The organism is Pseudomonas sp. G166 (assembly GCF_037027455.2).
Classification (GTDB): domain Bacteria; phylum Pseudomonadota; class Gammaproteobacteria; order Pseudomonadales; family Pseudomonadaceae; genus Aquipseudomonas.
The window spans coordinates 3,004,194-3,017,172 of sequence record NZ_CP146985.1; the positions used below are offsets into that span (position 1 = coordinate 3,004,194).

A 12,979-nucleotide genomic window follows, 5' to 3' on the forward strand; every position below is an offset into this window, starting at 1 on the left:
CATAAGCGCGAACTGCTTGAGTTGGTGGAGAGAAACGGTGGCGACTGGCTGAGCCCGGCATTTCGTATCACGCCAGACATGTTGCCCCTGGCTCGCCTCAGTCAGGAGGCGATCGACCGGATCGTCGACAGCGTTCCTGGCGGTGCGGGCAACGTGCAGGACATTTATCCCCTGGCGCCGTTGCAGGAGGGCATTCTCTATCATCACCTCGCCGCAGAGCAGGGTGATCCCTATGTGCTGCAGGCCTTGTTCGGCGCGGACCGACGCGCACGACTGGATGACTTTGCCCAGGCTCTGCAAGGCGTGATCGATCGCCACGACATATTGCGCACCTCGATGGTGTGGGAAGGCTTGGACGAGCCCGTGCAAGTGGTCTGGCACCAGGCCAGATTATCACTGGAAGAGATCGTGCTGGACCCTGCCGATGGCGACATCCTCTGGCAACTGCAGCAGCGTTTCGACACCCGGCATCACCGACTGGACGTCGGTCAGGCGCCGCTGATGCGCCTGGTCTGTGCGCAGGATCAAACCCACCAGCGTTGGGTGGCGATCCTGTTGTTCCACCACATGGCGATGGACCATGCGGCGCTGGAGCTGGTGCAGCATGAGATGCAGGCGTTCCTGCTCGGGCAGGCCGACGAGTTGCCCGAGCCTGTGCCTTATCGCAACTATGTGGCGCAGGTCCGCCTGGGTGTGGGCGGCGATTCCCATGAAGCGTTTTTCCGCGAGATGCTGGGCGATGTCGATGAGCCAACGTTGCCGCTGGGTTTTTCCGCGGTGCCCGAAGGCGAATCGGTGGTCGAGGAAGTCCACCTGCCGATCGATGGAGAATTGAGCCGTCGCTTGCGAGCGCAGGCCCGCCAGTTGGGTGTCAGTGCGGCAGCCCTGTATCACCTGGCCTGGGCGCGGGTGGTCGGCGCTGTTTCCGGCCGGCAGGACGTGGTGTTCGGCACGGTGCTGATGGGCCGGATGCAGGGTGGCGACGGTGCCGACCGCGCACTGGGCATGTTCATCAACACACTGCCATTGCGGGTGAAATTGGCCGGGCAGGGCGTGCGCGAGGGCGTAAAGGCCACGCACGCCGGCCTGACGGCGTTGCTCGGCCATGAACACGCTTCGTTGGCCTTGGCCCAGCGTTGCAGCGGCGTGCCCGCACCTGCTCCGTTATTCGGTTCGTTGCTCAACTACCGACACAGCGGCACGGCGCAAGCACCCACGGCACAGACGCTGGAGGCGTGGGAAGGTTTGCATTCGCTGGGTGGAGCGGAGGGCACCAACTATCCACTGACCTTATCGGTGGATGATTTGGGCGAAGGTTTCAGTCTCAGCGTGCTGGCCCTGGCCGGGATTGGCGCCCAGCGCATTGCTGGCTATATGCACCAGGCTCTGGAAAGCCTGGTTGGCATGCTCGAACAGACGCCGGACCAGCCCTTGCAGCACATGTCGATCCTGCCGGCCTCGGAACGTGAACAACTGCTGGTGACGTTCAACGCCACCGAAGCCGATTTCCCACAGCAGCAGACCATTCACGGGTTGTTCGAAGAGCAGGTGCAGCGTACGCCGGATGCCGTTGCGGTGATTCGTGGGGAGCAGCGCCTGAACTACCGCGAGTTGAACGAACGGGCCAACCGCTTGGCGCATTACCTACGCCAACAGGGCGTGAAACCAGACTCGCGGGTGGCAATCTGTGTCGAGCGTGGCATCGACATGGTCGTGGGCTTGCTGGCGATTCTCAAGGCCGGTGGCGGTTATGTGCCATTGGATCCGGCGTATCCGCTGGAGCGGATTGCCTACATGCTGGAGGACAGCGCGCCAGCGGCGGTGTTGGCCCAGGACGTGACGGTCGAACTGCTGGCCGGCGCTTCGATGCCAGTGATCAATCTGGATAGCGGGCTGTGGCAGGACGAGTCCGTCCGGAATCCGATGGTCGCCGAGCTGACGTCCGCGCATCTGGCCTATGTCATCTACACCTCGGGTTCGACTGGCTTGCCTAAAGGCGTGATGATCGAACACCGCAACACAGTGAACTTCCTGACTTGGGCCCATCGTTCCTTCGATGACGCCACGTTGTCGAAAACCCTGTTCTCGACCTCGTTGAACTTCGATCTGGCGGTTTACGAATGCTTTGCGCCGTTGACTTCAGGCGGCAGTATCGAAGTCGTGACTAATGTGCTGGAACTGCAACAGGGCGAGCACGACATCACCCTGATCAACACCGTGCCTTCGGCGCTCAAGGCCTTGCTGGAGTCCGGTGGACTGAGTGAGGGCGTCGACACGGTCAACGTCGCCGGCGAAGCGCTCAAGCGCAGCCTGGTGGAGACGCTGTTCGAACAGACCCAGGTCAAGCGCCTGTGCAACCTCTACGGCCCTTCGGAAACCACGACGTATTCGAGTTGGGTGTCGATGGCCCGTGAAGATGGGTTTGCGGCACACATCGGCAAACCGGTCGCCAACACCCGGTTCTACTTGCTGGATGAGCACCAACAACCGGTGCCATTGGGTGTGCCGGGCGAAATCTACATCGGCGGGGCTGGGGTCGCTCGTGGGTATCTCAATCGCGATGATCTCACCGCTGAACGTTTCCTCAAGGACCCGTTCAGCACCACGCCAAATGCCCGGATGTACAAGACCGGTGACCTCGGTCGCTACCTGCCGGAAGGCAACATCGAATACCTGGGGCGCAACGACGACCAGGTGAAGATCCGCGGTTTCCGCATCGAACTCGGCGAGATCGAAGCCAAACTTGCTCGCCACGATGCGCTGAAAGAAACCGTGGTCCTGGCCCGTGAGGACGTGCCGGGCGACAAGCGCCTGGTGGCCTATTTCACCCAGCACTCGCTGGACGAAACAGTAGAAATCGAAGCCCTGCGCACGCACCTGCAAGCACAACTGCCGGAATACATGGTGCCCGCCGCCTACGTGCGCCTCGATGCGTTGCCACTGACGCCGAACGGCAAGCTTGACCGCAAGGCCTTGCCAGCGCCGGACCTCGATGCCGTCATCTCTCGTGGCTACGAAGCCCCGCAAGGCGAGGTCGAAACCGCCCTGGCGCAGCTCTGGCAAGACTTGCTCAAGGTCGAGCGAGTAGGCCGCAACGACCATTTCTTCGAGCTGGGCGGGCATTCCCTGCTGGCGGTCAGCCTGATCGAGCGCATGCGTCAGGCCGGGTTGAGCGCTGACGTACGTGTGCTGTTCAGCCAACCGACCCTGGCCGCGCTGGCGGCTGCTGTCGGCAGCGGGAAGGAGGTCAGCGTTCCGGCCAATCTGATTGCGCTCGGCTGCGAGCGCATCACTCCCGAGCTGCTACCGCTGGCCAACGTGTCCCAGGCGACCATCGACCGTCTCGTAGCGACGGTGCCAGGTGGTGCGTGCAACGTTCAGGATATTTATCCGTTGGCGCCGCTGCAGGAAGGCATTCTCTACCATCACCTCGCCGCCGAGCAGGGCGACCCGTATCTGCTCCAGTCACAGTTTGCCTTCGACAGCCAGGAACGTCTCGAGGCGTTCGTCCAGGCATTGCAGGTCGTCATCGATCGTCACGACATCTTGCGCACCAGCATCGTGTGGGAAGGTCTGGACGAGCCCATGCAAGTGGTCTGGCGTGAAGCCAGGCTGCCCCTCGAAGCGCTCGATCTCGACCCGGCCGCTGGCGATATCGTTGGGCAACTGCGCCAGCGTTTCGACCCGCGCCACCACCGTATCGATGTCGCCCAGGCGCCGCTGATGCGCTTGGCTTATGCAAGGGACGAGGCCAATCATCGCTTGGTCGCAACACTGTTGTTCCATCACATTGCCCTGGACCACACGGCGATGGACGTGGTGCAGCACGAGATGCAAGCGCACTTGCTGGGGGAAGCCGGGCAACTGTCCGAAGCGGTGCCCTATCGCAATTACGTGGCCCAGGCACGCTTGGGTGTGAGTCGGGAAGAACATGAAGCGTTCTTTCACGACATGCTCGGCGATATCGATGAGCCGACGCTGCCATTCAATCTGCAGGACGTGCAGGGTGGTGGCCGCGACATTGAAGAAAGCAGCCAGGCGGTGGATGCCGCCTTGGACCTGCGCCTGCGGGCCCAGGCCCGCCAACTGGGGGTAAGTGCCGCCAGCCTGATACACCTGGCGTGGGCGCAAGTGCTGGCTAACGTGTCCGGCAAGCAGGAGGTGGTGTTCGGTACGGTCCTGATGGGCCGGATGCAGGCTGGCGAGGGCGCCGACCGCGCACTGGGGATGTTCATCAATACCTTGCCGCTGCGCGTGAGCTTGGGTGGCCAAGGTGTCAAGGCTGGCGTCAAGGCGGTCCATGGGCAACTGACGGCCTTGCTCGGGCACGAACATGCTTCGCTGGCGCTGGCCCAGCGTTGCAGTGGTGTGGCGGCGCCGTTGCCGCTGTTCAGCGCCTTGCTCAACTATCGGCACCGCGTCTCGGGCGAGGCGTCGACGCAGGCATTGCAAGCATGGCGCGGTATCAACGTCCTGGATGGGGAAGACCGTACCAATTATCCGTTGACCTTGAACGTCGATGACCTGGGGACCGGTTTCAACCTGACGGTGCTGGTCGCGCAGCAGATCGGCGCCCAACGGGTTTGCGCCTATATGCACGCAGCGCTGCAAACACTGGTGCAGGCACTGGAACAGACGCCACAGGCGGCTCTGTATCGTCTGTCGATCTTGCCCGCTACGGAACGCGAGCAACTGCTGGTGACGTTCAACGCCACCGAAGCCGATTTCCCACAGCAGCAGACCATTCACGGGTTGTTCGAAGAGCAGGTGCAGCGTACGCCGGATGCCGTTGCGGTGATCCGTGGCGAGCAACGCCTGAACTATCGCGAGTTGAACGAACGGGCCAACCGCTTGGCGCATTACCTGCGCTCGCAAGGGGTGAAACCCGATTCGCGGGTGGCGATCTGTGTCGAGCGCGGCATCGACATGGTCGTGGGCTTGCTGGCGATTCTCAAGGCCGGTGGCGGTTATGTGCCATTGGATCCGGTCTATCCGCTGGAGCGGATTGCCTACATGCTGGAGGACAGCGCGCCAGCGGCGGTGTTGGCCCAGGACGCGACGGTCGAACTGCTGGCCGGCGCTTCGATGCCAGTGATCAATCTGGATAGCGGGCTGTGGCAGGACGAATCCGTCCGGAATCCGATGGTCGCCGAGCTGACGTCCGCGCATCTGGCCTATGTCATCTACACCTCGGGTTCGACTGGTCTGCCTAAAGGCGTGATGATCGAACACCGCAACACAGTGAACTTCCTGACTTGGGCCCATCGTTCCTTCGATGACGCCACGTTGTCGAAAACCCTGTTCTCGACCTCGCTGAACTTCGACCTGGCGGTTTACGAATGCTTTGCGCCATTGACTTCAGGCGGCAGCATCGAAGTCGTGACTAATGTGCTGGAACTGCAACAGGGCGAGCACGACATCACCCTGATCAACACCGTGCCTTCGGCGCTCAAGGCGTTGCTGGAGTCGGGCGGTGTAGGCGAGGGTGTCGACACGGTCAACGTCGCCGGTGAAGCGCTCAAGCGCAGTCTGGTGGAAAGCCTGTTCGAACAGACCCAAGTCAAGCGCCTGTGCAACCTCTACGGCCCGTCGGAAACCACGACTTACTCAAGCTGGGTGTCGATGGCTCGTGAGGACGGTTTTGCCGCACACATCGGCAAGCCGGTGGCCAATACCCAGTTCTACTTGCTCGATGAATACCAACAACCCGTGCCATTGGGTGTGCCGGGTGAAATCTACATCGGCGGGGCCGGGGTGGCGCGGGGTTACCTGAATCGCGATGACCTCACCGCTGAACGCTTCCTCAAGGACCCGTTCAGCACCACGCCAAATGCCCGGATGTACAAGACCGGTGACCTGGGGCGCTACCTGGCGGATGGCAACATCGAATACCTGGGGCGCAACGACGATCAGGTGAAGATTCGTGGTTTCCGCATCGAACTGGGCGAGATCGAAGCCAAGCTCGCCCAGGCTCCAAACATCAAGGAAACCGTGGTCCTGGCCCGGGAAGATGTGCCGGGTGACAAGCGCCTGGTGGCCTATTTCACCCAGCACTCACCGGATGAAACAGTAGAAATAGAAACCCTGCGCACGCACCTGCAAGCACAACTGCCGGAATACATGGTGCCCGCCGCCTACGTGCGCCTCGACGCGTTGCCACTGACGCCGAACGGCAAGCTCGACCGCAAGGCCCTGCCGGCGCCGGACCTCGATGCCGTCATCACCCGTGGCTACGAAGCCCCGCAAGGTGAGGTCGAAACCGCCCTGGCGCAGCTCTGGCAAGACTTGCTCAAGGTTGAGCGCGTGGGCCGTCATGATCATTTCTTCGAACTGGGCGGCCATTCCCTGCTGGCGGTCAGCTTGATTGGCCGGATGCGCCAGCTCGGCTTGTCGGCGGACGTGCGGGTGCTGTTCAGCCAGCCAACGCTCGCGGCGCTGGCGTCGGCGGTTGGCAGTGGCGGTGAGGTTGTGGTGCCGGACAACGGCATTCTGCTGGGGTGTACCCGGATCACGCCATCGATGCTGCCCTTGGTGGCGCTGGACCAGCTAGACATCGACCGCATCGTGGAGACGGTGCCAGGTGGTGCGCGCAACGTGCAGGACATCTACCCATTGGCGCCGTTGCAGGAGGGGATCCTCTATCACCACATCGCTGCGCACACGGGGGATCCCTATGTGTTGCAAGCCACGTTCATCGTCACCGATCGCGAGCGGCTGGAGGCGTTTGCCCTGGCTCTGCAAGGCGTCATCGATCGCCATGACATCCTGCGCACCTCGGTGGTCTGGGAAGGCCTGGACGAGCCGGTACAGGTGGTCTGGCGCAAAGCGCAATTGGCGGTGGAAGAGCTGGCGCTGGTCGCCGAGGCGGGCGACATTGCCGGGCAGTTGCGCGAGCGCTTCGACACGCTGCATTACCGTCTGGACATGCAACAGGCGCCATTGATGCGCATCGCATACGCCCACGATCCGGCCAATCAACGCTGGGTGGCGATGCTGCTGTTCCACCACATGGCGCTCGATCACACGGCGCTGGAAGTGGTGCAACACGAGATGCAGGCGCACCTGCTGGGCCAGGCCGACCAGTTGGGCGATGCAGTACCGTTCCGCAATTACGTGGCCCAGGCCCGTTTGGGCGTGAGCCGCGCGGAGCACGAAGGGTTCTTCCGGGACATGTTGAGTGATGTCGACGAGCCGACATTGCCGTTCGGTGTGCTGGACGTTCGCGGCGACGGTAGCGATATCGAAGAAGCTGGACTGAGCCTGCCTGCCGACTTGAGTCGTCGTCTGCGGGCCCAGGCTCGTCAATTGGGCGTGAGCGCCGCGAGCCTGCATCACCTGGCGTGGGCGCACGTGCTGGGGCAGGTGTCCGGCAAGCAGGACGTGGTGTTCGGCACCGTCCTGATGGGCCGGATGCAGGGTGGCGACGGCGCCGACCGGGCACTGGGCATGTTCATCAACACCTTGCCGCTGCGAGTGGGTGTCGGAGCCCAAGGCGTGCGCGATGGGGTGAAAGCCACCCACGCGCGCCTGACCGGTCTTTTGGGGCACGAGCACGCCTCGTTGGCCTTGGCCCAGCGTTGCAGCGCCGTGGCCGCGCCGCTGCCGTTGTTCAGCGCCTTGCTCAATTACCGGCACAGCGCCGCAGATGCTGCCTCGAGCGAAGCGTTAGTAGCTTGGGACGGTATTCAACTGCTGAGCAACGAAGAACGCACCAACTACCCGCTGACCTTGTCGGTGGATGACCTGGGCGAAGATTTCCGCTTGTCGGCGCTGGCGGTGCCGCAGATCGGCGCGCAACGGATGTGTGCCTACATGAGCATTGCCCTGGAGCATCTGGTCGAGGCGCTGGAACACGCTCCGCAGACGCCGTTGCACAGCCTGTCGATCCTGCCGTCGGCTGAGCGTCGGCAATTGCTGGTGGAGTTCAACGCTACTACTCGCAGCTATCCCCAGGACAGGACCGTCCATAGCCTGTTCGAAGTCCAGGCCAAGGAGCGTCCGGATGCAACGGCGGTTGTACACAACGGCCATAGCCTGACGTACGCCGAGTTGAACCGCCGCGCCAATTGCCTGACCCGCCATCTGATCGGCCAGGGGATTCAACCGGGTGACCGGGTGGCGATTGTGCTGGAGCGTTCGCTCGAGCTGCTGGTCAGCCAACTGGCGATTCTCAAGTGCGCCGCCGCCTACGTGCCGCTGGACGTCAGCGCACCGCTGGAGCGTCAGGATTTCATGGTGCGCGACAGCGGTGCCCGGACGCTTCTGACCCTGAGCACGATGACGGCCCCCGAGGGGATTGCCCGTGTGGATCTGGACACCGTTGTCATGGATAGCGAGGCGGATCACGACCTGAGATTGATACAAAGCACCGAATCGGTGGCCTACATCATGTACACCTCGGGCTCCACTGGCATCCCCAAAGGCGTGCTGGTGCCGCATCGAGCGATCAATCGCTTGGTGATCAACAACGGTTACGCCGATTTCAACGCCCAGGACCGGGTCGCGTTTGCCTCCAACCCGGCGTTCGACGCCAGTACCCTCGACGTCTGGGCACCGTTGCTCAACGGTGGGTGCGTGGTGGTGGTCGATCAGGACGTGTTGCTGACACAAGAACGTTTTGCGGCGTTGCTGCAAGAGCAATCGGTCAGCGTGTTGTGGATGACCGCCGGCCTGTTCCATCAATACGCCAGTGGCTTGATGGCGGTGTTCAGCCAGTTGCGCTACCTGATCGTCGGCGGCGATGTGCTCGATCCAGCGGTGATCGGTCGCGTCCTGAAGGAAGGCGCGCCGCTGCATCTGCTCAACGGCTACGGCCCGACCGAGGCCACCACCTTCACCACCACCCACGAAATCAAAACCGTGGGCGAGGGCGGTATTCCGATCGGTCGTCCGATTGGTAACACGCGTGTCTATGTGCTGGATGCCAACCGGCAACCGGTGCCCATCGGCGTGGCCGGTGAGCTGTACATCGGTGGCGACGGCGTGGCGAAAGGGTATCTGAATCGCCCTGAACTGACCGCCGAGAAGTTCGTCGCCGATCCGTTCAATGCCGACCCCGGTGCCTTGCTTTACCGCACCGGCGACCTGGCGCGCTGGCGAGCGGACGGCACGGTGGATTACCTGGGGCGTAACGACGACCAGGTGAAGATCCGTGGTTTCCGTATCGAACTGGGCGAGATCGAGGCCCGTTTGGGCCAGTGCCCTGGCGTGAAAGACGCGGTGGTACTGGCGCGACAAGACGATGCCGGTCCCAAGCGCCTGGTGGGTTATGTGATTGCTGAACCGGGCGTGACCTTGTCGGTTCACGACTTACGGGGGCAATTGTCGAGCGTGCTGGCCGACTACATGCTGCCCAGCGCCTTCGTGGTGTTGCCAGCCTTCCCGCTGACCGCCAACGGCAAGCTGGACCGCCGCGCACTGCCAGCGCCGGACGCCGAGGCCTATGCCTCTCGCGAATATGAAGCGCCGCAGGGCGAGGTGGAGCAGACCCTGGCGCGAATCTGGGCTGACGTGCTCAAGGTCGAGCAGGTCGGTCGTCACGATCACTTTTTCGAACTGGGCGGCCATTCGCTGCTGGCCGTGACATTGATCGAACGCATGCGCCAGGCTGGCTTGAGCGCCGACGTGCGCGTGCTGTTCAGCCAACCGACCCTGGCGGCGCTGGCCGCGGCTGTTGGTAGCGGTAAGGAAATCCTTGTTCCGGCGAATCGGATCCCGGCAGATTGCGAATACATCAGCCCGGACATGCTGCCCCTGGTCAACCTGTCCCAGGACGCCATCGACCAGATCGTCGCCACGGTGCCCGGTGGGGCGCGCAACGTGCAGGACATCTACCCGCTGGCACCGTTGCAGGAAGGCATCCTTTATCACCATTTGGCCGCTGAACAGGGCGACCCCTATGTGTTGCAGACGCAGTTCGCCTTCGACAACCGTGAACGCCTCGACGCCTTCATCGGGGCGCTGCAAGTGGTGATCGATCGCCACGACATCTTGCGCACCAGCGTGGTCTGGGAAGGGTTGGATGAGCCGGCGCAAGTGGTCTGGCGCCACGTGGTGCTGGAGCCGCAGTGCATTGTTCCAGAGGCCTCGGCTGGGGATATTGCCACCCAACTGGCCAGCCGCTTCGATGCCCGACACTATCGCCTCGACTTGGGCCAGGCGCCGTTGCTGCAATTGGCTTACGCCCGCGACGAGGCCCAGGATCGCTGGGTAGCGATCCTGCTGTTCCATCATATGGCCCTGGATCACACGGCGCTGGATGTGATGCAGCACGAGATGCAAATGCACCTGTTGGGCCAGGACGGCCAATTGGGCGAAGCAATGCCGTATCGCAACTACGTGGCCCAGGCCCGTCTGGGGGCAAGCGAACAAGAACACGAAGCCTTTTTCCGCGAGATGCTCGGCGATATCGACGAGCCGACGCTGCCCTTTGGTCTGCAGGACGTGCAGGGTGAGGGGCACGGTATCGATGAGGTCCGCCAGCCGGTGGATCTGGCGTTGTCCAGGCGCCTGCGGACACAGGCACGTCACCTGGGGGTGAGTGCCGCCAGCCTGGTGCACTTGGCCTGGGCACAGGTGCTGGGCAAGGTGTCCGGCAAACAGGAGGTGGTGTTCGGTACGGTCCTGCTGGGGCGGATGCAGGGCGGCGACGGTGCGGACCGTGCCCTGGGGATGTTCATCAACACCTTGCCGTTGCGGGTGGATGTGGGCAGCCAGGATGTACGCAGCGGCGTCAAGGCCACTCACGGCCGATTGACGGCCTTGCTGGGCCACGAACATGCCTCGCTGGCACTGGCGCAACGGTGCAGTGGCGTGGTCGCGCCGACGCCGCTGTTCAGCGCCTTGCTCAACTACCGCCACAGTGCGGTCCAAGTGACCCAGGACGCCCTGTCGGCCTGGAGCGGGATCAACGCGCTGGGCGGTGATGAGCGGACCAATTATCCGTTGACCCTCAACGTGGATGATATGGGCGACGGCTTCCTCCTCACGGCGATGGTCGATACGTCCATCGGTGCGCCGCGCATTTGCGGCTACATGCAAGTGGCCCTGGAAAACCTGGTCGTGGCCCTTGAGCAGGCACCGCACACTCCGCTGCACACCTTGGCGATCCTGCCAGCCGCCGAGCGTCGGCAGTTGCTGGAAACCTGGAACACGATCGACGCCGCGTATGCCGACGATGCCCTGATCCATCGGCAAGTCGAGGGCTGGGCCGCGTCCCAACCTGACACTGTGGCCGTCGTATATGAAGACCAGGCATTGACCTACGGTGAGCTCAATGCCCGCGCCAACCAACTGGCCCACAGCCTGGTGGCCCAGGGTGTTCGCCCGGATGACCGAGTGGCGATCTGTGTCGAACGTGGCCTGGACATGATCGTTGGCCTGCTGGGTATCCTGAAAGCCGGTGCGGGCTACGTACCGCTGGACCCGGCTTATCCACCCGAGCGCATCGCCTACATGCTGGATGACAGTAGCCCTGTGGCGGTGGTGACCCAGTCGCAATGGCGCGACAGCCTGCCGGTATTGCCGGTGCCCACCCTGGTGCTCGACCTGGCCGACGCTGGCGAAATGAGCCAGCAACCGCAGCACAACCCCGACGTCCCGGGCCTGGACTCCAACCACCTGGCCTACGTGATCTACACCTCGGGCTCCACTGGCCTGCCCAAGGGCGTGATGGTCGAGCATCGCAACGTCGCACGGCTGTTTTCGGCAACCCAGCCCTGGTTCGAATTCGGCCCGCAAGACGTGTGGGCGCTGTTCCATTCCTTTGCCTTCGATTTCTCGGTCTGGGAAATCTGGGGCTCGCTGACCCACGGTGGCCGCTTGCTGGTGGTGCCGCAACTGGTCAGCCGTTCACCGCAATATTGCTATGCCTTGTTATGCGAAGCGGGCGTGACCATCCTCAACCAGACGCCGAGCGCCTTCCGCCAACTGATTGCCGCCCAAGGTGAAAGCGACCTGGGCCACAGCCTGCGCCAGGTGATCTTCGGTGGTGAAGCGCTGGAGACCGGCATTCTCAAGCCCTGGTATGCCCGCCAAGCGAACGCTCGGACGCAACTGGTCAACATGTACGGCATCACCGAAACCACCGTGCACGTGACGTACCGTCCACTGACCGCAGCGGACGCGCAATTGACGGGGGTCAGCCCGATCGGCAAACGCATTCCCGACTTGCAACTGTACGTGCTCGACGCCCAGCGTGAGCCGGTACCAGTGGGGGTGGTCGGTGAAATGTACGTGGGTGGGGCGGGTGTCAGTCGTGGTTACCTGAACCGTGACGAACTGACCGCCGAGCGTTTCCTCGACAACCCGTTCAGCTCTGCGCCAAACGCCCGCATGTACAAGACCGGTGACCTCGGCCGCTGGTTGGCGGACGGCAGCATTGAATACCTGGGGCGCAATGACGACCAGGTGAAGATCCGCGGTTTCCGTATCGAACTGGGGGAGATCGAGGCGAAGCTGGCGGCCTGCAACGGTGTACGTGAGGCCGTGGTGATGGCCCGCCAGGACGCGCCGGGCGATCAGCGCCTGGTGGCTTATGTGATTGCCGAAGAGGGCGAGCCACCGTCGGCCGCTGAGCTTCGCGCTGAGTTGCTGGGTTCACTGGCCGAATACATGGTGCCCAGCGCGTTCGTGATGCTGACGGTCTTCCCACTGACTACCAACGGCAAGCTGGATCGCAAGGCCTTGCCAGTGCCGGATCAGTCGTCGGTGGTGACCCGCGAATACGAAGCGCCCCAAGGTGAAGTCGAGACGACCATTGCGCGGATCTGGCAAGACCTGTTGCAGGTGGACCGGGTCGGCCGTCATGACCACTTCTTTGAAATGGGTGGGCATTCGTTGTTGGCGGTGAAGTTGATCGAGCGCATGCGTCAGGTCGACCTGGCCGCCGACGTGCGGGTACTGTTCGGCCAGCCGACGCTGGCGGCCCTGGCTGCGGCGGTGGGTGGCAGCCAGGAAGTGCGGGTGCCGGCCAACCTCA

At 63.0% G+C, this 12,979-nt stretch carries 1 pseudogene (running past one end of the window); it reads left to right on the forward strand.

The features are described from left to right. A pseudogene (locus tag SGN16_RS13225) lies at positions 1-12,979 on the forward strand (non-ribosomal peptide synthase/polyketide synthase) (its annotated part continues 17,825 nt past the right edge of the window); the annotation flags it as partial.